Source organism: Paenibacillus sp. EKM206P (assembly GCF_011066155.1).
Classification (GTDB): Bacteria; Bacillota; Bacilli; order Paenibacillales; family Paenibacillaceae; genus Paenibacillus; species Paenibacillus polymyxa_D.
The window spans coordinates 11,652-37,886 of sequence record NZ_JAAMNQ010000015.1; the positions used below are offsets into that span (position 1 = coordinate 11,652).

The 26,235-nt window shown below is 46.8% G+C and carries 44 protein-coding genes; all 44 read left to right on the plus strand.

Translation table 11 applies throughout. From position 1 onward, the window contains the following. The 44 genes from G9G53_RS22575 (at position 1) to G9G53_RS22785 (ending at position 26,226) form a co-directional block, all read left to right on the plus strand. Positions 1-276, plus strand: coding sequence for a hypothetical protein (locus G9G53_RS22575; protein WP_165150395.1), 276 nt, complete (start codon positions 1-3; stop codon positions 274-276). Continuing rightward, positions 239-406 (plus strand): DUF6906 family protein, encoded by a 168-nt coding sequence (locus G9G53_RS22580; RefSeq protein WP_165150397.1) that lies wholly within the window; start codon positions 239-241, stop codon positions 404-406. Before G9G53_RS22575 ends, G9G53_RS22580 begins: the two co-directional genes overlap by 38 nt. Next, complete coding sequence (locus G9G53_RS22585) at positions 406-609, plus strand: hypothetical protein (RefSeq protein WP_165150355.1); 204 nt, start codon at positions 406-408, stop codon at positions 607-609. Before G9G53_RS22580 ends, G9G53_RS22585 begins: the two co-directional genes overlap by 1 nt. Then, positions 591-755 carry a hypothetical protein gene (locus G9G53_RS22590; protein WP_165150399.1) on the plus strand — a complete coding sequence of 55 codons (165 nt, stop codon included), beginning with the start codon at positions 591-593 and terminating at the stop codon, positions 753-755. Before G9G53_RS22585 ends, G9G53_RS22590 begins: the two co-directional genes overlap by 19 nt. Further along, positions 755-1,174: a RusA family crossover junction endodeoxyribonuclease gene (locus G9G53_RS22595; protein WP_165150562.1), complete on the plus strand. Its 420-nt coding sequence runs from the start codon at positions 755-757 to the stop codon at positions 1,172-1,174. Before G9G53_RS22590 ends, G9G53_RS22595 begins: the two co-directional genes overlap by 1 nt. 24 nt (positions 1,175-1,198) lie before the next feature. Then, on the plus strand, positions 1,199-2,056 hold the full coding sequence (locus G9G53_RS22600; protein WP_165150401.1) for a hypothetical protein: 858 nt from the start codon (positions 1,199-1,201) through the stop codon (positions 2,054-2,056). 28 nt (positions 2,057-2,084) lie between these two features. After that, positions 2,085-3,098 (plus strand): sigma-70 family RNA polymerase sigma factor, encoded by a 1,014-nt coding sequence (locus G9G53_RS22605; RefSeq protein WP_165150402.1) that lies wholly within the window; start codon positions 2,085-2,087, stop codon positions 3,096-3,098. Positions 3,099-3,153: 55 nt separating this feature from the next. After that, positions 3,154-3,384, plus strand: a complete 231-nt coding sequence (locus G9G53_RS22610) for a hypothetical protein (protein WP_165150404.1) — start codon at positions 3,154-3,156, stop codon at positions 3,382-3,384. 3 nt (positions 3,385-3,387) lie between these two features. Further along, the gene (locus G9G53_RS22615; RefSeq protein WP_165150406.1) at positions 3,388-3,981 is read left to right on the plus strand and encodes an HNH endonuclease signature motif containing protein; all 594 of its coding nucleotides are present in this window, start codon (positions 3,388-3,390) and stop codon (positions 3,979-3,981) included. 25 nt (positions 3,982-4,006) lie between these two features. Continuing rightward, entirely contained in the window at positions 4,007-4,207 is a 201-nt protein-coding gene (locus G9G53_RS26950; protein ID WP_165150409.1) for a zinc-finger domain-containing protein, read from the plus strand. Positions 4,208-4,243: 36 nt separating this feature from the next. Then, positions 4,244-4,480, plus strand: coding sequence for a hypothetical protein (locus G9G53_RS22625; protein WP_165150411.1), 237 nt, complete (start codon positions 4,244-4,246; stop codon positions 4,478-4,480). Positions 4,481-4,515: 35 nt separating this feature from the next. Continuing rightward, positions 4,516-4,806, plus strand: coding sequence for a hypothetical protein (locus G9G53_RS22630; protein WP_165150413.1), 291 nt, complete (start codon positions 4,516-4,518; stop codon positions 4,804-4,806). A gap of 6 nt (positions 4,807-4,812) precedes the next feature. Then, entirely contained in the window at positions 4,813-5,118 is a 306-nt protein-coding gene (locus tag G9G53_RS22635; protein ID WP_165150415.1) for a hypothetical protein, read from the plus strand. Further along, positions 5,111-5,458, plus strand: a complete 348-nt coding sequence (locus tag G9G53_RS22640; RefSeq protein WP_165150357.1) for a hypothetical protein — start codon at positions 5,111-5,113, stop codon at positions 5,456-5,458. The genes G9G53_RS22635 and G9G53_RS22640 overlap by 8 nt, the downstream gene beginning before the upstream one ends. Before the next feature lie 42 nt (positions 5,459-5,500). Beyond that, positions 5,501-5,887 (plus strand): hypothetical protein, encoded by a 387-nt coding sequence (locus tag G9G53_RS22645; protein WP_238796286.1) that lies wholly within the window; start codon positions 5,501-5,503, stop codon positions 5,885-5,887. Between the two features lie 25 nt (positions 5,888-5,912). Further along, the gene (locus G9G53_RS22650; protein ID WP_165150417.1) at positions 5,913-6,212 is read left to right on the plus strand and encodes a hypothetical protein; all 300 of its coding nucleotides are present in this window, start codon (positions 5,913-5,915) and stop codon (positions 6,210-6,212) included. Beyond that, positions 6,209-6,334 carry a hypothetical protein gene (locus G9G53_RS26765; protein ID WP_269451078.1) on the plus strand — a complete coding sequence of 42 codons (126 nt, stop codon included), beginning with the start codon at positions 6,209-6,211 and terminating at the stop codon, positions 6,332-6,334. Before G9G53_RS22650 ends, G9G53_RS26765 begins: the two co-directional genes overlap by 4 nt. A gap of 92 nt (positions 6,335-6,426) precedes the next feature. Continuing rightward, positions 6,427-6,912 (plus strand): ArpU family phage packaging/lysis transcriptional regulator, encoded by a 486-nt coding sequence (locus G9G53_RS22655; protein ID WP_165150419.1) that lies wholly within the window; start codon positions 6,427-6,429, stop codon positions 6,910-6,912. Positions 6,913-7,098: 186 nt separating this feature from the next. Then, positions 7,099-7,356: a hypothetical protein gene (locus G9G53_RS22660; protein WP_043921413.1), complete on the plus strand. Its 258-nt coding sequence runs from the start codon at positions 7,099-7,101 to the stop codon at positions 7,354-7,356. 406 nt (positions 7,357-7,762) lie between these two features. After that, a complete protein-coding gene (locus tag G9G53_RS22665; RefSeq protein WP_165150421.1) occupies positions 7,763-7,945 on the plus strand; it encodes a hypothetical protein in 183 nt (60 codons plus the stop codon). A 502-nt stretch (positions 7,946-8,447) separates the two neighbouring features. Beyond that, complete coding sequence (locus G9G53_RS22670; protein WP_165150423.1) at positions 8,448-8,810, plus strand: protein kinase; 363 nt, start codon at positions 8,448-8,450, stop codon at positions 8,808-8,810. Between the two features lie 250 nt (positions 8,811-9,060). Then, positions 9,061-9,684, plus strand: a complete 624-nt coding sequence (locus G9G53_RS22675; protein ID WP_165150425.1) for a LysE family translocator — start codon at positions 9,061-9,063, stop codon at positions 9,682-9,684. Between the two features lie 85 nt (positions 9,685-9,769). Further along, positions 9,770-11,074: a site-specific DNA-methyltransferase gene (locus tag G9G53_RS22680; RefSeq protein WP_165150427.1), complete on the plus strand. Its 1,305-nt coding sequence runs from the start codon at positions 9,770-9,772 to the stop codon at positions 11,072-11,074. 139 nt (positions 11,075-11,213) lie between these two features. Continuing rightward, entirely contained in the window at positions 11,214-11,432 is a 219-nt protein-coding gene (locus G9G53_RS22685) for a hypothetical protein (protein ID WP_165150429.1), read from the plus strand. A gap of 145 nt (positions 11,433-11,577) precedes the next feature. After that, positions 11,578-12,087: a hypothetical protein gene (locus tag G9G53_RS22690; RefSeq protein WP_165150431.1), complete on the plus strand. Its 510-nt coding sequence runs from the start codon at positions 11,578-11,580 to the stop codon at positions 12,085-12,087. 93 nt (positions 12,088-12,180) lie between these two features. After that, the gene (locus G9G53_RS22695) at positions 12,181-12,579 is read left to right on the plus strand and encodes a hypothetical protein (RefSeq protein ID WP_165150433.1); all 399 of its coding nucleotides are present in this window, start codon (positions 12,181-12,183) and stop codon (positions 12,577-12,579) included. 91 nt (positions 12,580-12,670) lie between these two features. Then, positions 12,671-12,892 (plus strand): hypothetical protein, encoded by a 222-nt coding sequence (locus G9G53_RS22700; RefSeq protein WP_165150435.1) that lies wholly within the window; start codon positions 12,671-12,673, stop codon positions 12,890-12,892. A gap of 37 nt (positions 12,893-12,929) precedes the next feature. After that, a complete protein-coding gene (locus G9G53_RS22705) occupies positions 12,930-13,184 on the plus strand; it encodes a DUF2829 domain-containing protein (RefSeq protein ID WP_165150566.1) in 255 nt (84 codons plus the stop codon). After that, entirely contained in the window at positions 13,184-13,774 is a 591-nt protein-coding gene (locus tag G9G53_RS22710) for a BC1881 family protein (protein ID WP_165150447.1), read from the plus strand. Before G9G53_RS22705 ends, G9G53_RS22710 begins: the two co-directional genes overlap by 1 nt. A gap of 28 nt (positions 13,775-13,802) precedes the next feature. Then, on the plus strand, positions 13,803-14,042 hold the full coding sequence (locus G9G53_RS22715; RefSeq protein WP_165150449.1) for a hypothetical protein: 240 nt from the start codon (positions 13,803-13,805) through the stop codon (positions 14,040-14,042). A 38-nt stretch (positions 14,043-14,080) separates the two neighbouring features. Continuing rightward, positions 14,081-14,977, plus strand: a complete 897-nt coding sequence (locus tag G9G53_RS22720; protein ID WP_165150451.1) for a phage terminase small subunit-related protein — start codon at positions 14,081-14,083, stop codon at positions 14,975-14,977. After that, the gene (locus tag G9G53_RS22725; protein ID WP_165150453.1) at positions 14,964-16,244 is read left to right on the plus strand and encodes a PBSX family phage terminase large subunit; all 1,281 of its coding nucleotides are present in this window, start codon (positions 14,964-14,966) and stop codon (positions 16,242-16,244) included. The genes G9G53_RS22720 and G9G53_RS22725 overlap by 14 nt, the downstream gene beginning before the upstream one ends. A 15-nt stretch (positions 16,245-16,259) precedes the next feature. Continuing rightward, positions 16,260-17,774 carry a phage portal protein gene (locus G9G53_RS22730; protein ID WP_165150455.1) on the plus strand — a complete coding sequence of 505 codons (1,515 nt, stop codon included), beginning with the start codon at positions 16,260-16,262 and terminating at the stop codon, positions 17,772-17,774. After that, positions 17,774-18,892, plus strand: coding sequence for a hypothetical protein (locus tag G9G53_RS22735; RefSeq protein WP_165150457.1), 1,119 nt, complete (start codon positions 17,774-17,776; stop codon positions 18,890-18,892). The genes G9G53_RS22730 and G9G53_RS22735 overlap by 1 nt, the downstream gene beginning before the upstream one ends. Further along, the gene (locus G9G53_RS22740; RefSeq protein WP_165150459.1) at positions 18,889-19,089 is read left to right on the plus strand and encodes a hypothetical protein; all 201 of its coding nucleotides are present in this window, start codon (positions 18,889-18,891) and stop codon (positions 19,087-19,089) included. The genes G9G53_RS22735 and G9G53_RS22740 overlap by 4 nt, the downstream gene beginning before the upstream one ends. A 17-nt stretch (positions 19,090-19,106) precedes the next feature. Continuing rightward, positions 19,107-20,048 carry a hypothetical protein gene (locus tag G9G53_RS22745; RefSeq protein ID WP_165150461.1) on the plus strand — a complete coding sequence of 314 codons (942 nt, stop codon included), beginning with the start codon at positions 19,107-19,109 and terminating at the stop codon, positions 20,046-20,048. Positions 20,049-20,064: 16 nt separating this feature from the next. Beyond that, positions 20,065-21,540 (plus strand): hypothetical protein, encoded by a 1,476-nt coding sequence (locus tag G9G53_RS22750; RefSeq protein ID WP_165150463.1) that lies wholly within the window; start codon positions 20,065-20,067, stop codon positions 21,538-21,540. Positions 21,541-21,595: 55 nt separating this feature from the next. Next, on the plus strand, positions 21,596-21,871 hold the full coding sequence (locus tag G9G53_RS22755; RefSeq protein ID WP_165150465.1) for a hypothetical protein: 276 nt from the start codon (positions 21,596-21,598) through the stop codon (positions 21,869-21,871). Between the two features lie 2 nt (positions 21,872-21,873). Then, positions 21,874-22,767, plus strand: coding sequence for a hypothetical protein (locus tag G9G53_RS22760; protein WP_165150467.1), 894 nt, complete (start codon positions 21,874-21,876; stop codon positions 22,765-22,767). Continuing rightward, positions 22,768-23,514: a hypothetical protein gene (locus tag G9G53_RS22765; protein WP_165150469.1), complete on the plus strand. Its 747-nt coding sequence runs from the start codon at positions 22,768-22,770 to the stop codon at positions 23,512-23,514. Next, positions 23,495-24,313 carry a hypothetical protein gene (locus G9G53_RS22770; RefSeq protein WP_165150471.1) on the plus strand — a complete coding sequence of 273 codons (819 nt, stop codon included), beginning with the start codon at positions 23,495-23,497 and terminating at the stop codon, positions 24,311-24,313. Before G9G53_RS22765 ends, G9G53_RS22770 begins: the two co-directional genes overlap by 20 nt. After that, positions 24,314-24,853, plus strand: coding sequence for a hypothetical protein (locus tag G9G53_RS22775; RefSeq protein ID WP_165150473.1), 540 nt, complete (start codon positions 24,314-24,316; stop codon positions 24,851-24,853). Beyond that, positions 24,843-25,112: a hypothetical protein gene (locus G9G53_RS22780; protein ID WP_165150475.1), complete on the plus strand. Its 270-nt coding sequence runs from the start codon at positions 24,843-24,845 to the stop codon at positions 25,110-25,112. Before G9G53_RS22775 ends, G9G53_RS22780 begins: the two co-directional genes overlap by 11 nt. Before the next feature lie 10 nt (positions 25,113-25,122). Next, on the plus strand, positions 25,123-26,226 hold the full coding sequence (locus tag G9G53_RS22785; RefSeq protein ID WP_165150477.1) for a hypothetical protein: 1,104 nt from the start codon (positions 25,123-25,125) through the stop codon (positions 26,224-26,226). Positions 26,227-26,235: the final 9 nt, after the last annotated feature.

The window sequence follows — 26,235 nt, forward strand, 5'->3', positions numbered from 1 at the left end:
ATGGGTAACGAGCGGTTCTTCGGGTATTGCTTTCCGATAGCTGGTGAATGGCACACGCCGCCAGTAACGCTATCTTCAGCAGAAGAAGTATACCGTTATACGCAGCTACACGGGAAAACTGGGATGTTTCAGGAAGTGCGGGTTACAGACTCAGGCGATCATGTTGTTGTCCAAATGATAGACGGTAAATATGTATGGCCAGAAGAGTGGAAGCAGCTCAACAAGGAGGATTCAGAGCATGGGGAAACCAACACGGCCAGCGCGACCAACGCGTAAGCAGAAAGAAGAAATGCAAGCATGGAAGCTCAAGCCTAGTTCGTGGCTTGTGGTGCTTGATACGGATTTGGAAATGGTGCTAATCAGTAAGTCCGGTCTTAAAAAGCGGGTCATCCGGCGGGGTGCTTGATGGGGAGTCCATGGAGCCGTTGGAGTGTTTTTGAGTACATGAAGCACCGCTATTTACGGACTGGACAAGTTCCAGATGAATCTGAGTTACTCGAGGAGTTCCCGGAAATAGGACGGATGGAACTGGACGAGGGCGTGGCTGAATTTGATTCCATTGTCCCTGATTGGCGAGGTGGTGACGCTGTATGCAGCAGCGGAAAATAATCGACCCGTTCTTTCAAGACCGGATGAAATTTCCCATTATGGGGCGGGGCGGTCAGAAGCTTGCAGAGGTGTTTGTACTGGACACGAGCATGTTTCCGGTTAAGGAGTCTCGCAGGGTGAAGAAGAGGGGAAGGAAACAACGATGATTATCAAATTCACGGTGTATGGTGAGCCTGTTGCACAAGGGCGGCCTAAGGCATCAACACAGGGCGGATTTGTAAGGATGTACGATCCAAAGAAATCCCGAGATTTCAAAGACTATGTAAGATTGGTGGCGAGTGAGCATGCTCCTTCTTCTCTCTTGCTTGGGGAAGTGGGTATGCTGATTAATATTTTCCGCCCCATACCTAAAAATTTCAGTAAGAAAAAAGCAGCACTTGCAGAAGCGGGAAAGATACGGCCGACAACCAAACCTGACACTGACAATTACACCAAAGGCGTCAAAGACGCACTCAAAAGTGTTATCTGGAAAGATGACAGTCAAGTCGTTGACGAGTTTGCCCGCAAATGGTACAGCTTTAGGCCACGCATTGAAGTGAAGATTATGGATTTATCACAATCATAAAAACTGAGGGGAACGTGATTCGATATGGGGAAAGATTACGCAAAGTTCATGGCTACAACAGCTAACAAAATTGTATTTGGTGACAAAGACGTGGAGCTCAAGCTGACAATTCCACACAAGGTTGCTCAGCAAAACCTTGAGTTCTTGACCAGCAGCTTAAACAAAGAAATTCAGGTGCTTCTGGGCGATCCGCAGGCCAGTTTCGATTTTGAGGACCAAGGCGATGATATGTACCGTAAATGGACAGGCCGCCGTGTAACTGCGGACGCATCTGGAGTTGTTATTTCTGCCCAAAAGCCGGAACCAGAACGCGATGAGAACCAAGCTGAAATGTTCGGGCCTCAGGAATCGGGCGACACCCCACCTGCAGGTGACGACCAATCGGAACAAGAAGGCCAGAACGAGCAAGAACAGGCCGACCAAGACACTCAGGAAGGTCAGACTGATCAGCAACTCGACAATCAGGAGGGAGAAGGAGCCTTTGATGGTATCCCCGAATGGATGCGCGAAGTTGGTGGCGATCCTGAAGCTTCTGGCGAGGAAGATGGGCAGCCAAACGATGATTCTGCCCCTCGTGAAATGAACTTTGGTGAGGACGAGTCCGGCGGAGCTGTTGAAGGATCTGATCAGGAGTCTGGCGCTTCCGAAACCGTTGCTGAAATCGGGAAAGATGAACTGGAGAATTACATTTTGGAGAAGCGCCCAGTGTTCGAAGATCTGACCCTTGATTTCCCTGCTCTATATGAACAGAAGCGCAAAGAAGGAGTTACGTGGCGCGACATTGCGGCGGGTGTTGGCATGACAACAGGTCAGCTTAACACTCAACTGACCAAGTACAAAGGTCGCGTTAAAGAACAAATGATGGCAGGGGGAGTGGCGTAAGCCACTCTTTCTTCCAGAGTGACCACCAATGAGCTCATTAAAAATTCGTGACTTTAATCCGCATCTTGGGGCAAAAGAAGACTTTATAAGGGATGGCTTGCGGCAGGTAAAGAAAATCGCGCAGAGATACAAACCACTCTGTATTGCTAAGGGAATCGATTTAGAAGACCTCATAAGCGAAGGGACTATTGGCTTAATGTTGGCTTTTGATAGATTTGATCCGGGCGATAGAGAAGTCAAATTCGAAGCTTACGCCTTCCCATATATAAAAGGTCACATGCTTCAATTCGTACAGAAGTCGGGCATAATCCGTCTTCCTAATAAGCCAGGGCGGTTAGTTTACCAGCTTTTTGATAAAGGTTTAGAAAGTGCAGATTCATCGGCAGTTGCCGAGGCGCTTCACATTAGCCAGTCAACGGCTCATAACGTTTTGCAATATTCGAAGTTCAGCCGAGTCCATTCATTAAGTCAGCCTGTAGGGTTAGAAGAAGACACTGAACTCATTAATTTTATACCGACGCATGACGATGATACTGTCCTTCAGATCGAAGAATTTATAACTTTGTTAGACTCCACAGAAAAAAGGGTCATTGAACTGTTGATTGGTGGCTTCAAGATATACGAAATTTCCAGACGTTTGTCGATTTCGCAGGAAAAGCTTTTTGAAAAGATTGATATATTGCAAGACAAGGCAAGGAGGTATTTTGGAGGTGGGCTAGCGGTGCAAAATGACAGATTCAACGTAACCAAACAGCAATACATGAACCTGAGAAGTAAGGGACTTACGGATGCCAGCATAGCTGAAAGGTTTGGCATGGGTCATACCGCTTTGTACAGACGAAAAGCAAGATGGGGCCTGGTTGAGAGCAGGTCCGGAAAAACATCAAGCCCTAACAGTATATCCAACCCGGACAACATTGTTCAAGAGGACAATTCTAATAAAGACGATCAGATTCATTTTTTAAATGGCCGCATATCCAAGCTTGAAGCAGAAAACAAGCTGCTTTGGGAAATGGTCAATTTGTATAGGGAGCCGGTTTAATGGCAGTAAAGAAACGGTACGGAAGGTACAAAGATTAATTCTGAGGGGGATGAACATGCGAAACACTTTAGGGGATCTGAACAATCATTTATTCGCTCAATTGGAGCGGCTGAATGACGAAGAATTGAACGGTGACAAATTGGCCGAGGAAATCACAAGAGCCAAAGCCGTGACGAGTGTGGCTTCACAAATCATCGCTAACGGATCATTGGTTTTGGAAGCTGCCAAGCTTGCAGACGACAAACTTAATGCTGACTCTGTTGTTCCAAAAATGTTGGAGGGCTGACGTATGGTTCATCGTTACACTCCCGAGCAGCGGGAGTTCATAAAAAACAACGCTACAGGTATAGGGAATGCAGAACTGACGGATCTATTCAACACACATTTTGGTTTGAATTTACCTGTAGAGAAAATCAAACGATTCAAGGCAAATCACGGGATCAGTAGTGGGCTGACTGGAAGATTCGAGACAGGACATGTTCCAGCTAATAAAGGTAAAAAGGGTCTTTGTCAAGGCGGCGTAGAGACCCAATTCAAGAAGGGGCATAAACCCCATAACTATGTCCCTGTTGGCTCAGAAAGAGTAAATGGTGACGACTATGTTGATATCAAAATTGCCGATCCGAATAAGTGGCGCGGAAAACATCTTATCGTATGGGAACAGCATCATGGTCAATCTGTTCCAAATGGACATGCTGTTATTTTTGGTGATGGAAATCGTCGCAATTTTGATCTGGATAATTTGATCTTGGTATCTCGTGGCCAACTCGCAATCATGAACAAGAACGGACTGATTCAAAGCAACGCCGAACTTACGAGGACCGGCATTATAATGGCCGATATTTTCAAAAAAATCGGTGAAAGGAAGCGCAGAAAGCGCTAGTACATCTAAAGAGGGGAGTAATTGCATGAATCGACTCAATGCGGTTGTAGCAATAGGCAGCCTCTTGGATAACCACTGCTCTAAATGTACAGTGCGCGATGAATTTAACCGAAAGTACGGCAGCGTTACTTCTAAGCTGGACAAGCATTGTAAGGGCCAATGCCCTATCGGAAAGAAGCTCCAAGAATACGGGAAGTACCTTGGGAAGGCGACGACTACTGTTTGAAATTCAGGGGCTTATGCCCCTTTGGAGGTGTGAACCTTGGCAAATGTTAACGCGGCGATAGAACGGCTGAAGGATATACGTGTGGAGCTGGACGAATCCCTTCGGTTGCTTGGGCATGATCCTGAAGCAGCGGAGCGCCAGCAGGCTGGGATGGCGCAGCGCATGTTCCTTCATTTACAAGACATTCAAGCAGTTCTTTATCAAGAGCCACCGAATGTGGACTATGCACAGCGGTTAGTTTCGGAGGCTATAAAATTCTGTAAGACATGCTAAAACATTCGGGCATAGCCCTAAAGGAGAGATTACAAATGGAATTAGCAGTACAGTCGTGGGCGTTTAACCCCAATTTGCGTTGGAAGCTGGCACGTATTTCCGGGAACGACGAGGGCAGCGATGAAATAGATGTAATCGGGACTATAACTGACATTAGAGGAGATTATTTAGAATTCGAGTTTATACGGGAAGGTCAAATAATACGAACTCATTTTTATCTGGAATATTTCCGCAAAGGATTAACCCTGGCTGTATATGATCGACCGCCTGTAAGGGTTGAGCTTCCGGATTCCTATCAGATTGATTCTACTGCCCAAGGAGAGTGAATAGGTATGTTACCTAAACAAGAAACGCCAGGAAGATTCGTTATTCAGGACATAAAGACGGGAACTTATCTCAGACACGATGGGACAGACTTGGATCATCCGTATGACGATGTTGATGCTGTAGACGAGGCAACAGTATGGCGGACACTTGAACACGTCTCCTATGTCCTGTGGTGGTACGTAGACATGTATAGATCGTACCGGATTATTAATTTAGACACAGCAGAGCATTTTGTAAAAGATAAAAATCGCGGCATCCCTCATATCATGGCGGAGCTACTACAGCCCCAAGGAGGCGGTAAAGGTGAGTGAACGGACATATAAGCTACCTTCAGGCAATGAGTTGACTGTAGCAAAAAACAAAACTGTTTGGTATGGACTTCCGGGTACTAAGTCAATTCTATCGGATTTCTACTCCATTTTAGATCTACTTGCCCTAGTAGACTCACTCCAGCAGCAGGTAGCCCAGCTACAAGAAATGAGTAAACTCCATACTTCAGGGGCAAAACAGCTTGTCCAGGACTTGCATACATTAAGAATGGACAGAGATGAACTGCGTAAGGCGCTGGAAGAAATAGCATCCGAAGAAATGATGATTGGCAGCACACCAGTAAAGATGCGCCATATTGCCCGTCAGGCATTAGGAGAGTAACCGCCAATACAATACGCTCTGAGCGTTGGAAGGATGATAGATATGTTGGATATGACAGACCAGCAGCTTAACCAGGCGATTGGTGAGTTGATGGGATACACGGTAGAAAAAGAAGCGACAGGCGGCTACACCCTTAAATATAACGGGGAGGATCAAGGAAAACGCTGGATGAGAGCAGTGTTTGCTTGGGAACAGGTGCCGGATTATTGCGCCGATCCTGCTGCCTCTCTGGAGGTACAGACAGCCGCTATCAAAGCAAATGACCGACAGTATGCCATTAACTTAGCGAAGCGCCTTGAATGGGATGGGGACGATCTGGAATATAGCGATAACGATGTGTTTTCCTACACCGGAGTAACAGTCTTTATGCTCGCCAGCCCCAGAGAGAGGGCAGAGGCTGCCTATTTAACATTATCAAATAGGAATTGATTATCAAATCGGGGAGGTAAACGGAATGATCAAACATCAATACCGCCCTGGCGGTTCCATAAAAGAAGCGAAGCAGCCCAGCCCTAAGAATGAAGTGAAAAAAGGGCCTGATACATTAATTGAACGATTATACAAACCGTTGCCGGACGAGATACGCCAGACAATCATTAATCTGGATAACCAAGGCGTTTCACGGTCGCAGATTGCCCGACAGGTTGGCATCCCGAAAACGCGAGTGGTTCATGAGCTGATGAGTTTGGACATTAAGGACACGCAATCCAGCAAGTATGCACCAAAGAGCTACGAAAGGAGCAGCACCTTATGAGTAAGGATTATCGTCAATTATTAAAAGATTACGGATACCCTGCCGATCTTGTGGCAGGCTGGAGCTTGGAGGATTGCGAGGCAGAATGGCAAGAGTTCTGTTCGGACATCATCCCGGAGTAATACAAACAACCCCCGCATTCCTTGGCCGGGCTCGCGGGGGTCAATAGTTACAAACCTTCACCAAATTATAACACGGTGAGGGGAAAGCGATAATGGGGAAGAGAAGAAAAAACAACTTACAGCTAACGTTCAATATTCTGCCGGTCGACGAGAAAGCCACCCGCCTTGCGGTGGAGGAATATTTGGAGACGATTCGGCAGTATCGGCAGATTGGTTTTGTTAGGCGCGAGGCTGCTATAACGCAGTCCTATACTTATAGAGAACATCAATCCACCAATGCGATCAGCAAGCAGACGGAAGACATCGCCACTTATAACGTTGATAAAGAGGCTGAGTTTCAAGCAAAGGATAAGCTGCTGGAACTGGCGATGAGCAAGCTGTCCAGCATTCAGCGAGAAGTTATTCAACGGAGCTACCTGGACGATGATGGTGAGTTTGATTATATCATTGCCGGGGAACTGCATATGAGTGATCGCAGGTTAAGAGAGATTAAGCAGGCAGCTCTGGACACACTCGCCGGGATGCTTCATTTAACAATTTTTATTAAGAACTCGATCCCAACCAGCTCAGTGGTATAAAAGGGTTCCGCTTTGTTGCCGGATTTTTTCCGCTTTGTTGCCGCTCATTGGACTTTTACTGTGGTAAATTTGTATCATGGAAAATCAAATAAGGAACGAACCGCAGCTTTCAAGCCTCGGTGATCAGGTCGGCCAATGTGCCGGCCTTTTTGGTTTTTCAATAAAACCTATTAGGAGGACATGATCATGTCTACAAAACCACGTTTCGCATTTTTGAGTGAGGACGGAATCCTACGCTTACACGATGAGGAACACGCTTCGCAACACGGCAAGCACGTACAAACAAGCCTGACTGACGACGAGAGTGGCTACCCAGTCGTTGAGGGTCAGGGCGTTGTGTACTATGCCTTTGAGGACAAGGCTTACGTCAAAGGCAACAAGAAAGATGGCCAGCTTATCCCAACACCGTTGGTGCTCAAGCAACTCGCAGCAGAGCTTCTGTAGTTTTTTTGAATGTGGTGGCGGAAGAGAGACGCTACAACGTAGGATGACGCCTGCAGATGACAGTTGATAGCCTCAGTGACTCCTGCAAGGGGATAGAGGGACATACTGCTCAGCGGCATAGACCAGTGCGCGCAAGGGAAGGCCCGATTATGTGGCCGCGAACAAGGGTAGATCCTTGCTTCACTTAGGGGCACCCGTAACGCACAGCGGTAGATCGGCATAGTTTGCAGATTGCGGTTAAACGGTAAGTCATTCCATGCGGGGGAGAGTGGCCCCCGCCCACATTATTCATGGCACGTGCTGGCAGCAAGGAACCAGTTAACCAGCGGAAACAATAACAGCCTGGTCAGAACCCTTGCGCGGTTCAATTCCGCAACGTGTCTTTTTAATTTAAGGAGGGAACGCCTTGTTCTGTGATGTGGAGACAGGAAAAACAAAACGCTTTGTAAAAGGTAAATGTTTGATCTGCAATGATCCCAATCCAGAATTTCACACCACATTAGGCGCTTCATTTTGTGGTGTGTGCTGGGAAATCATGAAGTCTGGTGATGATGATCAACTGGGCGAAAGAATCGTTTGGGACGATTAGTATTGAGAAAGTGAGCAAAAGCCAGCTTATAATGGTTTAATTACCTATTTTCCGGTATTGTCCGGTTTTTGCTCTTTGACGGCCATTTTTAGCAATTTGTAAAATGGTCTTATCTCTCCTCTCTAGTTACTAAGTACAAATGCTTTTATGCAACAGCGTAGCGTTTTGCATCCCGCATGCGGGAATAGAACCTGTCGCTGTTTCTTTTTTCGGGTTTTAAATAAGCGCCTGTGTTGCTTTGGTGCTGTAAATACATAGGCAGATACAAGTCACTCATTTGGGTGGCTTTTTTTATTGCCTTGAAAGGATTTTTGGTTTGAAGAAGAAGCAGAAGAAAGGAATTTTGCTATACATGAAAGGCCCACCAAAACAGCCGAAAAAATGCAAAGGTTGTGTATGGGGTAGGTGGGACGGAGTTAAACAGTTTTGTTCTCGACCAGTTTGTCCTAAAGAGGAAAAACTTTCCTAATGTCGAAGTGTGTAAGACGAAAGGAGAGATATAATGATTAATCCATATTTTACAAAAGAAGAAGTTGCAGACGTACTGCGAAAAGGAAATGATGATAGACATAATTCTTTGATTATTGATTTTGACGGTACCCCAAAACTCATACCATTCACTAATGATGGCAGCAAATATGCTGTAAGGTATGAAACATTTAATGCTGGGAATGGTTATGTTGGTGAGAAGAGTCAATTAAATCATTTAAACGGAACATACCAAGCATTGCTTGAAGCTTGGGTTGAGTATTTGGGTTATGGAAGAAGACTAGGCTCTGGAGTTTATCGAGACTACGCCGAGTACAGTGAATCCATTGAGGAATTACAAGCAAAAGCAATAAAGTTAGTGAATAGTATGAAATAATACTAAGCACCCATCGTGGTGCTTTTTCTTTTGCCCTCATTCGATAGAATGTGAGCTATTCTGAGCGTTCTTTATGTTACATGGACAAATGCCAGAAGGAGTGCAAAAGAGAGCAGAGAGAGGGCATACACACGCTCTGACAGCCTATTAGCTACCCACCCGAATAGCGGAAACCAACTCAACTCAATTGTCATACCCCTTATTATGTTTTAGTATATATTCAAATAACCAATACAAAGGGGGAAGTTTTGTGGAGCTTCAAACTATATTAGCATTTCTAGGAGCAGCTATTGTTCTCACTATCATGCCGGGTCCCGACAACGTATTCACACTAACACAGAGCATAGCAAAAGGTAGGAATGCAGGGATATTTACTACTTTAGGCCTTTGCACGGGATTGTTGGTTCATATTTCTGCAGCAACCTTCGGCCTCGCGGCAATAATTTATCAATCTGCCTTGGCGTTTGCAGTAATCAAATACGCTGGAGCAGCTTATCTATTATTTTTGGCGTATAAGTCATTTAGGGCAAAAGATACGAGTTTTAAACTCAAGAGTGGAGATACCTTAAATTACAAGTCATTATATAAAAAAGGTGTTATCATGAATGTGTTGAATCCAAAAATATCACTTTTTTTCTTGGCTTTTCTTCCTCAATTCGTAAACCAGGAAAGCGGTAATGTTTCTATTCAAATGTTAGTTCTCGGAGTGATATTTTTAATGCAAACTTTGGTGCTTTTTATTTTGATAAGTATTTTTGCTGGAAAAGTAGGCTCCTTTCTACGGAGAAACCCATCCTTTTCTAAAAAACTCAACTATATTCAAGGCTCTTTATTTACACTCATCGGATTAAAAATTGCATTTACCCAAAAATAATAGAAGTAGCACTTTTCACATCAATCATTAAGGACTAGCTGTTGAGCTAGTCCTTTTTCGTTGGCAAAAAACGGAGGTATATCAAATGAACATCATAATCGTGCCTATCGAACAAATCAACGCAGCAGCATATAACCCACGGGATGACCTTCAGCCTGGTGATCCAGAATACGAGAAGCTGAAAGCCAGCATCGAATCCTTTGGTTATGTCGAGCCCATCGTCTGGAATGAACGCACTGGGAACATGGTTGGTGGCCATCAACGCTATAAGATCATGGTTAACGAGCTGGGTCATACGGAGCTGACTGTAAGTGTTGTTGACCTGGACGATCAGCAGGAAAAGCTTCTCAACCTAGCGCTTAATAAGGTCGGCGGGAACTGGGATGATAAAGCCCTTTATCGATTGCTTGATGATCTGCAGATGAGTGGAGCGGATCTGGCCCTGTCCGGTTTCGATTTGGAAGAGTTCGAGGATCTGGCGGCAGAGTTTGCTGTACCACAGGATGAAGCCTTGGACCTTCCGGTTACCGATGATGACTTTGACGTCCAGCGTGCTCTAGATGAAATCAATGAACCGGAGACGAGGCGAGGGGATGTATGGCAGCTTGGTCGGCATCGATTAGTGTGTGGAGATGCGACCAATCTTGATGATGTGGCGCTTTTGATGGACGGAGCGAAGGCGGCGCTAGTGGTAACTGACCCGCCGTACAATGTGGCCGTTGAGAGTGACTCAGCACGCCTGGCCGCTGATGGCCGTAGCAGCATAATGAACGACAACATGCCCGCTGAGGACTTCGCGGGCTTTTTGTATGCCGTTTTTTCAAACTATGCAGTGGTGATGCAACCTACAGCAGCCATTTATGTGTTTCATCCTTCCTCCTATCAAATTGACTTTGAAGAAGCGATGAAGGCTGCTGGAATAGTCGTCCGATCACAATGTATTTGGGTGAAGAATGCGGCTTCCTTCGGCTGGGCACAGTACCGCTTCAAACATGAGCCGGTCTTTTATGCTCACATGAAGGGGAAAGCTCCTGCCTGGTACGGTGATCGGACACAGACAACGGTATGGAAGGCTGGTCTGCCTGTTGAGGACCCGCTGCCTGAGACAGTATGGGAGGTTTCGAGGGGTGATGTGAACAAGTACGTTCATCCCACCCAAAAGCCTCTTGATCTGTTGGCCATTCCAATTAAGAATAGCAGCCAGCGTGGTGACGAGGTTGTCGATTTCTTTGGTGGCAGCGGCTCCACGCTTATGACATGTGAGCAGATGGACCGGACATGCCGGACGTTGGAACTGGACCCGATCTTCTGCGATGTTATTAAGAAACGATTCTTGGAGAGCACTGGCATTGAGCCAGTCTTGTTGCATCGGGCTGAACCCGTAGCATAGGAAAAAGGAGGACGCGCTAACGTCCTCCCCCCCAATCCAGGGTATCCCCCCGGCTGAGATAGCGGCCCGCCACGCGTGGCATTTTGCAGACATCCGCTATCTCGCATTCCAGTATATAGGAAAGCCGAGGGATACGACAATGGGAACAGACAACGAACAACAAGATGCATTACTACAACGTGAAATAGAAATCATCGAGGGTATCCTCGAATCCAAGGCGCAGTACCGGAAGATTGTTAAGGCAGGAATCGCACAGTGGGTTAAAGACCTGCAGGCTGGAAATATAAAAATGCAGACGGTCCAGGACTTGGATCGTCTGATTGAGTTGGATATTAAGCTTCAAAAGGATGATCTGTAAATCCGTATTATAATCTTGCTAGTTAATGCGTAAATATGGATTTATTAAACAACAATATGATCTTATTGTAAGAAAAATTAAAAACATGGAATCTTTTAGTAGACTGAGGTGGTAGTTAAATATACAAATATAGGAGGAATAAGCTTTGAAGAAAAAACATTTTATTGCACCAGCCTTGGCACTAGGTCTAATAGGGGGAGCTATTGCTGTACCCAGTGCGATTTTTGCAGATTCCGATGCTGCTGTAACTGATTCTGCAACATCGTCTGCGGTGACTCAAGATGCTGGTACAACAACTACGGGTGACCATGTAGTAACGCCTCAAAGAGCAAGAGATGTTTTTGATGACACGTTCGAAAGAGAGAAGAACCCAGTATCACGCTTTGTTTTAGATCCTGGATACGGGCATCTTAAAATTTTGGTGAAAAACACAGGTGATTCAACGATGACTTTTAGCCTGGTGCATACAGACAGTAATAAACAATATATTGTTAAGACTGTTGGCGCTCATAGTAGTTTGACCTGGGATAGCACACAATCTTTTTCACAAGGGCTGCGCTCAGGAAATTATGAAATTCAATGGAGAGCTGGCGGCGACATTGTGCATGGCTCAGCATCTGGTGTGTCAGGTCAATACCCAAGCGATATTGATTAAGCGACAAGCGAAACAAAGAAAAGCTTCAGGCCTTCATATGGTCTGGGGCTTTTCTTCTTTGTTTCTCAAGATCACGTCGCAGGAGGTGCAGACTTGAAGCCGGAAATAATTAAAATACAGGAATACGCTGGTTGGTGCAAAGAGTCTCATAGATTCGAAAGTATTAAAATCAATGGTTTTGGGCTTCCTGTAGTGTTGGGGATGGCTCGTGAGTATGGTTTGGACGAATTGAGGACACTTGAGATTGAACTATCGGGCGTGAAATCGCCTACTGCTCTGTTATCTATGGAAGGTCCTTGGCGCTTTGAAATTGAAGTGTCTACACTAGAAGCCAGAATCTTATATACAGGTTTTATGGAAAGCATGGATCGTTACTCTGCTCCCCTGTCGTCACATGAGACGTATACGTTTGGCTGTAGATCAGTCAATAAAACGAAATGTCCAGTACAACCGATTGAGTTTGTCACAATAACCTGTAAATTAAATGTATGATGTTTTACTGTGAAGCTGCCGAATGCGGCTTTTTTATTGCTACACGGGAATATTCATTAATGGTAATATATGTGGCGAGGAGATGATTAACATGGATTTAATCGTTGATATTCATAACGCCATTGCAAAAGAGCTGCGTGATAATAACACAGGAACCGAAAAAATAGTGTTGAGTTATGATGCCTATATGAAACTTCGTAGGGAACCCGGGCAAGTCATATTACATGCAACGGGCAAAGAAGAATTTCATGGAATTACCATTGAATGTGATCCGAAACAAACAGAAGACTTTGAACTAATCAGTCGCCAATAGGCGGCTTTTTTTATTCCGCTGAAAGGGTGTGACGATGTTGAATTTTGGACAGGCACTAGAAGATTTAAAGGCCGAGAAGAAGGTAGCCCGTGCAGGTTGGAACGGCAAGGGAATGTGGCTACAACTTTACACCCCGCACGAGCAAGAAGGTATTGTCACTATGATCGAAGGCGAATGGCGTTGGCTGCCACTATCACCACACATCCTTATGAAGACTGCCGACAACAAATTAGTGCCGTGGCTGGCATCACAAACCGATGCATTGGCTGAAGATTGGCAGGTGGTTGAGTGATGGCACTGTCTCAAAAGGGACCGGGATTGTTCGTAAAGCTACACATACCCAATCGGGACATTCCCAATGCAATTCATGAGGAGGGACAGGTAATGCCAAACGCAAACATTGTTGATCACATTGGCAGTAAGGTAACGGTCTGGACAAAAGACGGTAACGCCGCAGAGAAGCGGACGCTGCACACGGTTGACGAGTTCGGCGTCGTGATATCCAATCAGTACGGCCAACAGACTTTTATACCGTGGATTCAGGTTAAATATATTGATTACCCAAACACTTCTCCTGAATCGGTAGCTAAGGTAGGAAACTGCATTCGGAAGCTGAGTAATGAGGAATTTGAAGAATTTAAACGTATGTGGAAAACATCGGGCGAGCTAACAGCAGCACTTGACCTTCAAACGGGCAGACGAAAGATTCTTAAAGATATTTCCACAAAAGAATTGTCCGACGAGCTACGTTCTCGCGCTGGAGTGCAAGTGTTGGAGATATCACCGGAAGACACCCTTAACGCGATGACGTTACGCAGTGGAAGATATCAATCAGTGACAGATTTCTCCGGCCCGGCAGTTGTGCTTATTAATCAGGACTAATCAATTATTTAGAAGGGAATGGGTTAGGATGATCGTTTCAGCCGAGTTATACCGGGAAGGGTTGGAAGATGGTTTCGAGTTCTATGCTTTATCAGGTCAATTTATTCGATACATCCCTAAAGAAGAAATGACAAAGGGCTATCCTAAGGCGAAGCGTGTTCCTATTATTCAAACCCCAGAAGGACGCAAGCCAGTAAACAAAGGGGATTGTATTATCACGGATGGGCAAGGACATCGGTATGTACGCAAGCTAGACGGTAACTGCTGACGTGAATTTGAGTATTATCCGGGGGTGGTGATCATGTAATGGCGAGGACGCGAGATCCAAACCGCGACCGTGCATTTGAGATATGGCGGGAGCATGACGGGAAAATAACCAATCGGCAGATTGCCGAACTGCTTGGCGTAGATGAAAAGAAGATATCTGTCTGGAAGCAGCGGGACCGATGGAATGTTGTACAACATTCACAAAATGATGTTGTACAACAAACTGACAGCAATGTTGTACAACAAAACAAGCGGTCCCGTGGAGCTCAGCCGGGGAACAAAAACGCTGTGGGAAATAGTAGTGGTGCTCCTCCAGGCAACAAACGGGCTGTTGGAAATAAGGGTGGCCCTGGTGGTCCAGTTCGTAATACCAAGGCTGTGAAGACTGGTGAATATCAGACTCTTTGGATGGATGCTCTTACAGCAGAGGAACAAGAAGAATTGGACCGAGTAGAACTTGATCCAATTAAAGCAGCAGACGACTCAATCATCTTATATTCTTGGCGTGAAAAGGAAATGATGCTCCGCATTCAATCCTTAAAAAATGGGCTTGGTGAAAAGGAACGTCGCGTCCTGAGTGAATTGAAGGCTATAAAGGATGCCATGACCATCCATGACGAAAAGACGGGCATAACCAAGACTATACCGATTGTTCGGACAGAAATGGTTGAATCCTCAATCGAGGAAAAGGAATATCGGAAAATTGATGATATTTTGGCCCTAGAAGAAGCCCTTACCCGTGTGCAGGACAAGAAGCTCAAAGCCATTGAGCTCAAAGGCAAGCTGACTGATGGTCTAAAAAAGCTACAGATTGAACGTCTTGAGCATGAGCTGTTAATGCTACGCGGCGGTGGCAAGGAAGAAGTCCAAGACGACGGCTTTATTGCTGCTTTGCGTGGACGTGCTGCGGAGGTATGGTCAGATGGCAAGGCTTAAACTCAAGCCGCCACCGTTCAAATGGGCACCCTTCTCGGACAAGCAGATCAAGGTCCTGACATGGTGGATGGAGGAATCCCCTCACCACGATAAGGACGCAATCATTTGTGACGGATCTGTCCGGGCAGGGAAAACGGTCGCCATGTCCTTCTCGTTTGTGACATGGGCAACGGAAACGTTCTCAGGTGAACAATTCGGCATGGCAGGCAAGACGATTGGAGCACTGCGCCGTAACGTTATTGGTCCGCTTAAACGTATGCTATCTTCCCGAGGTTACTACGTCCACGATAACCAGACCGACAATGTGCTGACCATCAGCCGGGGCTTGGTAGCCAATCATTTTTTCTTGTTCGGTGGGAAAGATGAACGTTCACAGGATTTGATTCAAGGTATTACGTTGGCCGGAATGTTTTTTGATGAGGTTGCCCTAATGCCTAAATCTTTCGTGGATCAGGCTACCGCCCGCTGCTCCATTGATGGAGCAAAACTGTGGTTTAACTGTAACCCTGCGGGTCCTTATCACTGGTTTAAGGTGGAATGGTTGGACAACTTGGAGAAGAAGTATGCCCTGCATCTGCACTTTACAATGGAAGATAACCTTTCCTTATCTGAGCGGGTGCGTGAGCGGTATCGGCGGATGTACGCTGGTATATTCTATAAGCGCTATATTCTTGGCTTATGGGTCATGGCCGAGGGTGTCATATATGATGTCTTCGACGAGGACAAGCACAAGCTGGAGCCGCAGGACATGCCGACAGAGTACAGCAAGTATTACGTGGGCGTCGATTACGGCCACACTAATGCTACTGTGTTCCTCCTATTAGGGGAACTTGATAAGAAGCTCTATCTTATTAAGGAATACTATCATTCAGATCCCGAACAGCCACGTGCGCCTTCAGACTATGCGCGTGATTTTGTTGATTTTATAGATGGTGTAGACGTGAAGAAAATCTTCATCGACCCATCGGCAAAAGGTTTCATTACTGAGCTTAAAAAGATTGGCGTGCGCCGGATCGAGGAAGCGGACAATAGCGTGTTACCTGGCATTGAATCTGTAGCTGTAACTCTTAAAGAGTTACAGCTTTTTGTTTGCTCAAAATGTAAACAGACGCTTCAAGAGTTTTTCTCTTACGTGTGGGATGAAAAGGCATCCCAAGATCGTGGTGAGGACAAGCCAGTTAAAAAATATGATCATGCGATGGATGCTTTGCGGTATGTGATATATGCCATTCTTGGCAAGCCAAGACGTTCCAAACTTATTACGTAGAGGGGGTGAAAATCTTTGGCAAATACAGAAATGGTTCAGGCTCAGCAACCACAAGGAAAGGCAAAGTCGGCTGTTATCTTGCCCTATCAATCAATGGGGATGGGTGGAACACGTACAAAGTCATCACTTCTGCCGTTTTCCGTGCTGCGTAATATGGCTAAAGTGCCAGCCATAGCCGCAATTATTAATACGCGGTTGAATCAGGTGGCCAGATTCGCCCGGCGCCCCCGCTTTGATGGAGATTTAGGATTCCGTATTGGCTTGAAAAACCCGCAGCAAACCATGAGTAAGGCGGCACAGGCGCGAGCTTTCGAGTTGGAGGAGTTCTTCCTTCGAACTGGCAATTGGGATAATCCAGAGCGCCAGGACAACTTTAATAGGTTTCTGCGTAAGATCACGCGGGACAGTCTGACGCTTGATGCAGTCGCTTGGGAAAATGTATTTAACCGCGTTGGCAATATTACAGACTTGTTTGCGTTGGATGCCGCTACAATTGAGCTGCTTCCCACCGCTCCAATGAGTGAGCTATATACGCCGATGCCGTATCAGTCTGTCACAAACATTGGGGCCGCTGGTCCGGTCGCTTACGTGCAGCGTGTAGATGGACGCATTAATGCCGAATTCACACGCAAGGAGCTTGCCTATTGTATACGCAATCCGCGCACAGACGTAGCCTATGCCGACTTTGGATTTAGCGAGCTGGAGACGCTTGTCGAGATCGTTACAGGTATCGTTAATGGTGTCCGGTACAATACTTCTTATTTTTCTTATAATTCACTGCCTCAGGGCGTACTTGAGGTGATTGGTAAGTACGAAGATGACGATATTGAGGCGTTTACTCGCCATTGGAAGACTCTGACCGATGGAGCACATGGTAAGTGGACGGTACCGATCATGGCTATGGAGGAAGGGAACGGCTTCAAGTTCACCCCTTTCAAGTCTTCTAACCAGGACATGCAGTTTAACGAATTTTTGGAGTTCTTATTCAATATGGCCGCTGCTGTGTATCAAATTGACCCGAACGAGGTTGGATTTAAGAGCTGGACTAGCGGTAAAAGCATGAGTCAGTCGGACAACACGGCTGAAAAAATGGATGCCAGTAAGGATAAGGGGTTCATCCCGCTTATGTACTTTCTGTCCGATTCTCTAAACTCCAATGTGCTAGATATTATCGCCCCTGAGTTTGCACTGTACTGGGCTGGACTAGATGATGAGTCGGAGGACCGGAAGGCCGCGCGGTTGAAAAATGACATCGATTCCGGCCTGTTGACCATCGCGGAGGTACGTAAGCAGCGTGGGCAGGAAGTGCCGCCAGATGCCGAATGGATGAATGCTCCTGCTAACCCCGTACTTATTCAGGCGTACATGGCACAACAGCAGCGGCTTGCTGCCGAAACTGTGGACGACGATCCGCCGGACAGCCCCAACAAGGATGATCCTGACGATGAGGATAAATCAAAAAGCGATGATGCAGATGATGAAACGTTGGAAAAATCGTTGGAGCTGGATATTACGTGGGAGGACTACTGATGCCTAAGCTTAAAATAAAATTGCCTGCTGAAGTACGCACTCTACCACTGCAAGACAAACAGCAGATCGTAAAATCACTTTCCCAAACGCTTGGCATTCCTGAACCTCCTGCAGTAAAGCCGCAGGGTGGACGCAGTATGTGGGATCCGTCAGACGACCCACTCATTGCCAAACTGGAAGATGATTTTTACACGGAACTTGACGCGGTGGCACAGGAGGTTATTGCGAATACGATCGTACTGTTGGGATTACCCATTGACGATATCCAGAAGTCTGTCAATGGAAAGAATGCCATTGTTGAGTGGGTGAAGAAGCTTCGTGATAAGAGAGGGCTGTTCAAGAAGGTTATCGATCGTCGAAAGGACTCCTTTGCAGTTATCCGGAAGACAGACGATGTTATCCGTTCCAAATATAAAACATTGGATAAGCTGGCTGAAAAGTACACTGTGCGATCCGCCCTACTTGGTCGTCTTCGTATAGAAGCAGAGAATACTTTTCTAGTTCTTATAGCTTCTATCATTAGTAAGCTGCCTGACACCATTAAGGCTGCTGAAAAAGATCCATTCCCGTTTGAAATATGGGATGGTGAGGGAGAGGGACAGGAAGAATTTATTTCTTTGTCCCCGCTGGAGATCAGCAGCATGGAACATTCTGTGTTGCAAGCAGCGGAGAAGCTTAAACAAATATCGGATAATCACCGAGCTGGAATCAAGCAATTGATTATTCAATCGCAAAAAGAGCGCTGGGGAGCGAACAAGCTGTCTCAAGCGCTCTTTGACGTATACGGGGATCAAAACCGGGATTGGCGGCGCGTTGCTATAACGGAGCTTGCCATGAGCACAAATGACGCTTTCTTAGCTGGATGTGAGGAAGGTGACATTGTTCAGGTCGCTACTGTGCCGGGTGCATGCAAACACTGCCAGCGGCTGCTTGAAGGTAGGACCTTCATTGTCTCCAAGGAGCCAACCAATGGTGACACACATGTCTGGCCGGGAAAGAGCAATATTGGTCGTTTAGTAGCCGATTGGTGGGCTTGTTGCCCATTACATCCCCATTGTCGACATAGATGGTTCAGAGTGCCGGGAAGTCGAATCAGGAAGGAGGTGAGGGAGCCATGAAACCAACAGTAGTGCGCAATGTGCATTACAAAGACGAGGAAGGCAAAACGCTTGCAGCGATAGTTGTCCACGTTAACCCGGACACGGAGGGTATGGTCAATCTGTCCGTATGGAATGAATTCGGTGCACCATTCAGAGTTTTGAACGTTCGTCAAGGTGATGGACCAGGACAATGGAACTGGCCGCCGCGAGTTTGAGGAAGGGGTGAACAATTATGGAAGCCATTCAGGATACATTTCGCCTATTTGTCCCGCTGGAAAAGTCTGTAGAGATGGATGCCAATGGTGATTATATCGTCCAAGGCATAATCTCATCCGACGACACGGACGAACAGGCCGACAGCATATCGCCGGACGGTATGGACACGTCTTATTTTCTCGAAAAAGGCTGGATCAAATGGGAACACGGTAATAATCCTGATCAGTTTATTGGGGAGCCGCAAGATGTCCGGGTAGGACGGTTCAAGCACCCTACTTTAAACAAGTCGATCAATGGCGTTTTTATCAAGGGGCGCTTGTTCGCAAATCGCGAAATGTCTCTGAAAGCTGTTGTTGCTATTGAGGATTTACAGAAGTCCCACAGCACACGGCGCGTCGGCTGGTCTATTGAAGGTGGCGTGGTAGAACGTGACCGCCAAACAGGAAAGATCATTAAATCTGTTCTGCGTAATGTAGTCCTGACCATGAATCCGGTCAATACCATGACCTACGCAGAGCTGGTCAAATCATTTACAAAGGGAGATGAATTTTCAATGACAGATAATCAACAACCGGAAACAAACGTAGCAGAAATTGGCGTACAGCTTGGTGGACTTGAAAAATCAATTATGCATCTGATCAAGAAACAGGGCGAGAGTAATGAGCTTATTAAGTCGCTGGAAACCAAGGTAGATAACCTCAGTTCTGAGAATGAAGAGCTTCGTAAGTCTCTGAACCAGCCGCAACCACGCAAAGGAGCTACAGGGCAACGCGATTATACAACCATTACCCGGCCGAATGGCGGCGGGGAGATGACGAAACAAGATGTGCTCGGTATTTTAGAAAAATCGTTTGAAGCGGGAGAAATGTCCATGAGTGATGTGATCCGGTATGAGATGAATGGCTCTCTGGAACAGATTGCGTTACCAGCCAGTGTAAAAGAAAAATTAGGGGTTTAAGAAAGGGGATTGACGTATGGATTTCACGAATTTGCAAGATGGTTTTGGTCAGATGACCCAAGCAGATCTTGAAGCCCTAGTAAAAGCAATGGGTACAGGGACTCCAGGAGCTGCATACGGCGAGGGGATTTATGGTGATATGTCTGCTATTCGTCCCCAGTCGCTTGAAACGACTCTCCGGATGGTAACTGCTAAGGAAGAACATTTAAGTATTTGGAGAAACATCGCTAAGAAGGATGCTTCGAGTACAGTTGAAGAATTTAATGTACTTGATTCCTATGGCGAAGATGGTGATCCGTTCATGATGGACGGGGGGCGCCCACAAGAGCGTAATAGTCATTACATCCGTCAAACCGGGTTGATTAAATTTGCTGGCGTAACAAGAGGTACAAGTCTAGGGGCGCAGCTTGTCAAAACTGTTGGCGTAGGTAATGCGGTCGAAGCAGAAGTAAGAAACGGAACAATGTGGCTTCTCCAACAAATCAACAAGAATATTTACATGGGGGATAGCGCTAAAAATCCGTTTGCATTCGATGGTATTCTGGCACAGGTGCTGCGACACGTAAAAGGCAAACCATTCGCGTCGCAACATATCATTGATATGCGAGGAAAAACAATTTCAGAGGCGATCCTTGAGGATGGAGCAACAATTATCGCAGATAATTGGGGTGGAACATTGCTGCAAATGTATATGACCAATCAGGTTCATAAGGATTTTTCAAAATTGTTCATTGGACCGGCTGGTCGTCAACGGATTGTAGACATTGGAAGTAATGTTCGCATGGGTCAACCTGTACGAGGTTATGCAGCCAACTCCGCCAACATTGATTTTATGTCAGACCGATTCCTTAAACCAGAAGGACCACCGAAGGCAGTTGGACAACCTGAATCCCCGGCTGCTCCTGGCACAGCAACAGCAGCCGTTAAAGAAGATCCCGCGTCTCGTTTAGAAGCAGGTACGTACTTCTATTTTGTGAGTTCTAAAGGGACTGCTGGTGAATCCGCGCCTGTTGCAACTGGCTCTGTAGCGGTAACTGCTGGACAAAAAGTAGAAATCACTATTCCACGTGTTGTGCATGGTGATCCGAAGTTGGCTGCCAAAACTTATAAGGTATATCGGGGATATTACTCCGATCCAGAACGTGCCTTGTTTATGACGGAATTTGTGGACGCTGGTACAGGAACCACCCAAGTGCTTGTTGACAATGGTGATGATATTCCTGGATGTGAATATGCATTCCTAATTGATAATGATGCGGATGATGTTTTGGCGTTCAAAAAGTTGGCTGATTTAATGCGTATTCCACTTGGTCTTGTGGACACTACATCTAAATTTATGATTGTTCTCGCTGGCATGGTGCAAGTTTACAACCCACGTCGGATTGTCGTGTTTAAAAATGTCGGCAAACTGGGTGAAAACAGCAACCGTGATCTGTACGGCCCAAGCTACGGCGCAGAAAGCTACGGTACATTTAAACCAGTACACGCCTAAAGAGAGGGTAACTCAACCTCTCTTTTTGTTTTTATCCTGAAAGGAGCTGAATGTTTTGAAAATCCGTAAAACGCGGGGAGAATACCCGATTGATACTGTTGTGCTGGAAGACACAGTGCATTTTGATGAGAATGGCGTGGCTGAAGTGGAAGACATCACTGGGGAAATGCTGCTGGAGATTCCAGGCTATGAGGAATACAAAGAGAAGCCCAAACGGGGAGCCACCCAACCGCCCGATGATTCTAAAGGCAAGAAAGATGACAGCAAGGGAAAACAGGACCCGCAAGCACCTGATCCGGGCGTGACCCCTCCAACTGAAACTAAGGAATAACCATGACGATCATTCCCTATTACGAAACGCATGAAACCCCGGATGCTGAAAACCCAGGAACTATAAAGATAACCTATAGCTCTCCTGTAGGGTTGCCCACTCCAGAAGAAGTGCGGAAACGATGGTGTTATGGCCTTACGCTTGCTGATCAGTATGGTCAGACTATAGATGATCGGGATATTCTTGGATTTCTGATGGCAAGCGTGAAGGAAACGGAACGGCAAATGGGCGTATTCCTCAAGCCCACCGTTATTCGATGTAATGCGGAGGCGCGTGGGCTTGAGGTAGGGATTGATTATGAGATCGAGGAGCCGCCGTATGATTATGACGCGCAACGTTGGCAGAACTTTGGATTTCTCCAGCTACGTCAACGGTACGCTAATGAGCTTGAGGCTTTTAAGTTAGTCACATATGGCGGGCAGATAAATATCGACTTCATGCAATATCCCGATTGGATAAAGCTTTATAAAAAGTCTAGCCAACTGCATGTAGTTACCAAAGGAGGGGGCGTGCCTATGCTCGGTGGATATCCAACCGGGTACAGCGCAGCCCCGTTTGTTGTTGGTATGTTGTCCCGCACGCCGCAGGTGTTCCATGTTGACTATACGGCGGGGCTGACCAAAGAACAGATTACGGAGGATATCCGGGCGGTGGTTGGCAAACAGGCGGCGGTGGCTGTTCTGGGCGTGGCTAGTGATGCGGTAATGGCTGGTGTATCGGGGTACTCGCTTACATTGGATGGCGTGGCAGAGTCCTTTACATCAACGGCATCTACCATTTATGGCAAGTACGCAGCGCACATTACTCAGCTTCAGCAGGAGGTTAACGACTTTTTCAGCCCGAAAGGCGGCGGCGCACGTACCAAAATGCGTGGCTTTACGATGGGAGGGATCTGATTGGCTAATATGCCTAATATCCAGTTAAACGGTCAGGGCTTCGAAGACCTTATTGCTCGGCATGGCCGGGACGTAATGTGGCAGGAGTCCTTTCGGTGTTCCTGCTGCAATTTGGACAGTGGACAGCCAATGTATGGTTGCCCCGTCTGTGGAGGCACAGGGTTTGTGTACGAGCCTGCAATTAAATGCAGAGCGTTGATCCAGAGTGTTACCACAACCAAGGATTATTTGGCCTATGCCGGGATGTTTGAAGTGGGTGACGCTATTATGAGTGTTTCCGCCAATATGTTAAAGCGTACTGAGTCAGGCGGGTTTGATCTTTCAGGGCGTGAGCTTGTGCCTATGTTTAACATTGGGTCTGGAGATATCGTGTCATTGACTGACGACGAGGTAAAAACGTCTGATATTTTGGCACGAGGTACAGATGTACGTCAACGCCCGCCGGATACGTTGCTAAATCCCAAGGTAACAAAGGTAATATCAATCCGCCGACACAATCCAGACACAGGCACGGTAACGCAGTACGTTGCTGGAGAGGATTACGAGGTTCAGGGGGCAACAATCCACTGGATAGGCAATCAGCCGCCAGAGGGGGCACAGTACAGTGTAATGTACATGCATCGTCCGGTGTACACAGTGTATGCGGTGCTTCCACGGCCCCGGCATCAAAACGGGCAGGACCTACCGCGTGCGGTTGTACTCCGGTACTATCCGGGGGGTGTCCTCCGTGAACATGCTGTCGATTGAGGCAGAGTTGCCCGCGCTTGATGATATCATTGCCCGATTGTCTAATGGGCAGCAGTTGCCCTTTACACGGGCTGCTGTTCAGGCTGCTACCACGGAGCTCATACAGGCCACATGGATTCAATATGCATCCGGGGCGCAAGTAAGCTTCAGCGGCGGGAATTTCCGTGTTGGAGTACAAACAGGGGATTATGTCCGCAGTATCCAAGACGGTCTACGTTTTCCCGACGATCTGACCGGGGAAGTATTCACCACGTCTGCTCACGGTGCAGCAATCGAGTCTGGCCAAGATGCCCGAGACATGAAACCGTCTCTGTTGGCATCACCCAAGGCCAAGACGGGGGCGAATGGAAAAAAGTACATTACTGTTCCGTTTCGCCACGGTACGCCGGGAGCTGCGACAATGCCCGCCATGCCTAAAGCTATATATGCCCAAGCCCGGAATCTCAGCTTTAGCCGGGTTCTTTCGCCTTTGCCGACACGTTCATACAGTTGGGGCGGGCGGATCAAAGAGGACGATACAGGCAAGCGCAGCCACACAGGGGCGCATCCAGGTGCAGGATATACGTGGAAGGCTGGTAAGTATCAAGGACTTGTCAAGATGGGTCAGCCTGGACATACGCAGTACCTTACGTTTCGGCGGCTGTCGGAAAACTCCAGCAAAAAGAGCTGGATGCGTCCGGCAATCAAGCCTAAACCGATCCGGCAGGCGGTAATAGAAAATACACGGGAACAGGTACAAGACATGATTGTACAGGGCTTTCAACAAGATCTGGCCGCTATGGGCTTGGGAGGCGATTAGTTGGAATTTAATAGCGTAGACGTTAAAGAGGAATTACTCCAATTCCTTAAAATGGGTTTCAAAGATGCCAAGGTCAGAATGAATGTATTCAAAGCCGATCCGCAGACCGAAGCAGAATTGCCCTGTGTGGGCATTAACCGTGTAAGCGACAGCGAGGCAGCTCATATATTGGGTGACTTCGGTGGCGAGGACTTCGACAGGGAGAGTTTGGAATTTTCGGAGATCTACAGCACGCATTTTCAGGAATCAATGGAAGTGCGTATTTGGCATACCAACGCAGACGAACGGGAGAGAGCCTACAGGATATTAAAGGCGCTGCTTATGCTCTTCCGTCCGGTGTCTGTGCAAAAGGGTTTATTGAGTTTTAGCATGGAGGCGGGCAAAGATGAAAGCGACTTTACCGGGCAAGTAGCCCCGTTCCCTGTTTATTGGGCCAGCATCGTTATTACGTATCTTAATCCACTTGACGTACAGACCACAGAGCATGTGGATGCTATCAGCGGATTTACTTCGATGGGAGGTGTAAGCATTGGCGGATGAAGAGAAGAAAGACGAACAAAGTGTACCTGGTCCTACTCCGACTCCAGCTCCAGCTCCCAAAACTGAGCCAGTCAAAAAGCCGGAGTCTGCCCCCACGTTGGCAACGTTGGATGACTATTTATCTCGCGTAAAGGTGCATATGGGGCTGGTAGCGAGCTTTCGTTATGAGGCCCGCAGCAAGCCGGAATTGCTGCAAGATAAGACGGACGAGCAATGGGCGAGAGCCTTTAACCAGCAGTCCGAAACGCAATATGATTAGGAGGTAAACCATGAGCATTAATATTTCTTTTGGTGGTGCAACCATCAAGCGGACCGGTGCTAACTCCGTGGTAGATTCTGCTGGAATGACCCCTGTGACACTGGGGAGTAACAAAGTGCTGGCAGTGATCGGCGTCCTGCCAGCGGGAAGTAAACTGCCAGAGGATAGGGTGTCATACTTCAACGATCCTAAAATTGCCGCCGCTACTATTGGCGAGGGTGAATTGTTGGAGGTTATGAAGGTGTCTTGGCGAAAAGGTGCGGACCTTATTGGTGTTGCTCCTGCCAAAATAACGGCCCCCGCTACGGCACCAACAGATGCCGAATGGCAGACAGCTATTGATCTGTTACAGACGGAAGATGTAGCGGGAATTATTCCGCTCTCGACACAACCAGCAATTTGGGCCAAAGTGGATACTCACGTTGAATTTATGTCCAGCGTTAAGAATCGGAGGCGCCGTCGCGCGTTTTATGGACACAAACCAGGGGCTACAATTACGGAAATTAAAGACTTGGCAGCAGCACTTACAACTGAACGAGGTTTGTTAGTTTCTCCTTGCCCTCTTGTCGCTGATAGTGATGGCAACAAAGTAGTTAAACCCGGGTACTATATGGCCGCCGCTGTTGCTGGTGAATGGGCCGGACAACCATCCCAAGTGCCCGTTACGTATAAACTGGTCCAATTTGATGGCTTAGAAAAAATTTATATCGGTCTTGAAATCGAAGAACTACTGGAAGCCCACATTTGTCCTGTTGAGCAGGTTAAAAATGTGGGCTTCCGTATTGTTCAGGGTACAACGCTCTCGACAAGCGCAGATTTGACCAAGGCAGAGTTATCAGTTTCTACACTGGCAGATGATATGAGCGCAAATGTCGAGACGTATTTCGAGAACAAATACGTCGGACAAGCTGGGGTGAAGGGGATCGAGGTCACCATTTATAACGATTTGATGTCGTTACTCCAAGAGTTTGTTAAAAACAATTGGCTAACTGGCTTTGTACCAGAGTCCACGAAAGTAACCAGAAACGGCACAGCATTTTGGTTGGATTGGGAAGGCATACCAACGCTACCGATTAACAATTTCCTTATTACATCACACTTCAACTTGAAATAACAAAGGGGG

Excerpts from the sequence above, each read along its gene's own strand:
- G9G53_RS22715 (WP_165150449.1), top strand. The coding sequence starts at position 13,803 with ATGATCGTTTCAGCCGAGTTATACCGGGAAGGGTTGGAAGATGGTTTC.
- G9G53_RS22605 (WP_165150402.1), top strand. The coding sequence starts at position 2,085 with ATGAGCTCATTAAAAATTCGTGACTTTAATCCGCATCTTGGGGCAAAA.
- G9G53_RS22710 (WP_165150447.1), top strand. The coding sequence starts at position 13,184 with ATGGCACTGTCTCAAAAGGGACCGGGATTGTTCGTAAAGCTACACATA.
- G9G53_RS22670 (WP_165150423.1), top strand. The coding sequence starts at position 8,448 with ATGATTAATCCATATTTTACAAAAGAAGAAGTTGCAGACGTACTGCGA.
- G9G53_RS22615 (WP_165150406.1), top strand. The coding sequence starts at position 3,388 with ATGGTTCATCGTTACACTCCCGAGCAGCGGGAGTTCATAAAAAACAAC.
- G9G53_RS26950 (WP_165150409.1), top strand. The coding sequence starts at position 4,007 with ATGAATCGACTCAATGCGGTTGTAGCAATAGGCAGCCTCTTGGATAAC.
- G9G53_RS22740 (WP_165150459.1), top strand. The coding sequence starts at position 18,889 with ATGAAACCAACAGTAGTGCGCAATGTGCATTACAAAGACGAGGAAGGC.
- G9G53_RS22720 (WP_165150451.1), top strand. The coding sequence starts at position 14,081 with ATGGCGAGGACGCGAGATCCAAACCGCGACCGTGCATTTGAGATATGG.
- G9G53_RS22575 (WP_165150395.1), top strand. The coding sequence starts at position 1 with ATGGGTAACGAGCGGTTCTTCGGGTATTGCTTTCCGATAGCTGGTGAA.
- G9G53_RS22680 (WP_165150427.1), top strand. The coding sequence starts at position 9,770 with ATGAACATCATAATCGTGCCTATCGAACAAATCAACGCAGCAGCATAT.
- G9G53_RS22655 (WP_165150419.1), top strand. The coding sequence starts at position 6,427 with ATGGGGAAGAGAAGAAAAAACAACTTACAGCTAACGTTCAATATTCTG.
- G9G53_RS22735 (WP_165150457.1), top strand. The coding sequence starts at position 17,774 with ATGCCTAAGCTTAAAATAAAATTGCCTGCTGAAGTACGCACTCTACCA.
- G9G53_RS22785 (WP_165150477.1), top strand. The coding sequence starts at position 25,123 with ATGAGCATTAATATTTCTTTTGGTGGTGCAACCATCAAGCGGACCGGT.
- G9G53_RS22600 (WP_165150401.1), top strand. The coding sequence starts at position 1,199 with ATGGGGAAAGATTACGCAAAGTTCATGGCTACAACAGCTAACAAAATT.
- G9G53_RS22700 (WP_165150435.1), top strand. The coding sequence starts at position 12,671 with ATGGATTTAATCGTTGATATTCATAACGCCATTGCAAAAGAGCTGCGT.
- G9G53_RS22685 (WP_165150429.1), top strand. The coding sequence starts at position 11,214 with ATGGGAACAGACAACGAACAACAAGATGCATTACTACAACGTGAAATA.
- G9G53_RS22630 (WP_165150413.1), top strand. The coding sequence starts at position 4,516 with ATGGAATTAGCAGTACAGTCGTGGGCGTTTAACCCCAATTTGCGTTGG.
- G9G53_RS22760 (WP_165150467.1), top strand. The coding sequence starts at position 21,874 with ATGACGATCATTCCCTATTACGAAACGCATGAAACCCCGGATGCTGAA.
- G9G53_RS22635 (WP_165150415.1), top strand. The coding sequence starts at position 4,813 with ATGTTACCTAAACAAGAAACGCCAGGAAGATTCGTTATTCAGGACATA.
- G9G53_RS22580 (WP_165150397.1), top strand. The coding sequence starts at position 239 with ATGGGGAAACCAACACGGCCAGCGCGACCAACGCGTAAGCAGAAAGAA.
- G9G53_RS22585 (WP_165150355.1), top strand. The coding sequence starts at position 406 with ATGGGGAGTCCATGGAGCCGTTGGAGTGTTTTTGAGTACATGAAGCAC.
- G9G53_RS22745 (WP_165150461.1), top strand. The coding sequence starts at position 19,107 with ATGGAAGCCATTCAGGATACATTTCGCCTATTTGTCCCGCTGGAAAAG.
- G9G53_RS22650 (WP_165150417.1), top strand. The coding sequence starts at position 5,913 with ATGATCAAACATCAATACCGCCCTGGCGGTTCCATAAAAGAAGCGAAG.
- G9G53_RS22660 (WP_043921413.1), top strand. The coding sequence starts at position 7,099 with ATGTCTACAAAACCACGTTTCGCATTTTTGAGTGAGGACGGAATCCTA.
- G9G53_RS22590 (WP_165150399.1), top strand. The coding sequence starts at position 591 with ATGCAGCAGCGGAAAATAATCGACCCGTTCTTTCAAGACCGGATGAAA.
- G9G53_RS22645 (WP_238796286.1), top strand. The coding sequence starts at position 5,501 with ATGTTGGATATGACAGACCAGCAGCTTAACCAGGCGATTGGTGAGTTG.
- G9G53_RS26765 (WP_269451078.1), top strand. The coding sequence starts at position 6,209 with ATGAGTAAGGATTATCGTCAATTATTAAAAGATTACGGATACCCTGCC.
- G9G53_RS22750 (WP_165150463.1), top strand. The coding sequence starts at position 20,065 with ATGGATTTCACGAATTTGCAAGATGGTTTTGGTCAGATGACCCAAGCA.
- G9G53_RS22610 (WP_165150404.1), top strand. The coding sequence starts at position 3,154 with ATGCGAAACACTTTAGGGGATCTGAACAATCATTTATTCGCTCAATTG.
- G9G53_RS22725 (WP_165150453.1), top strand. The coding sequence starts at position 14,964 with ATGGCAAGGCTTAAACTCAAGCCGCCACCGTTCAAATGGGCACCCTTC.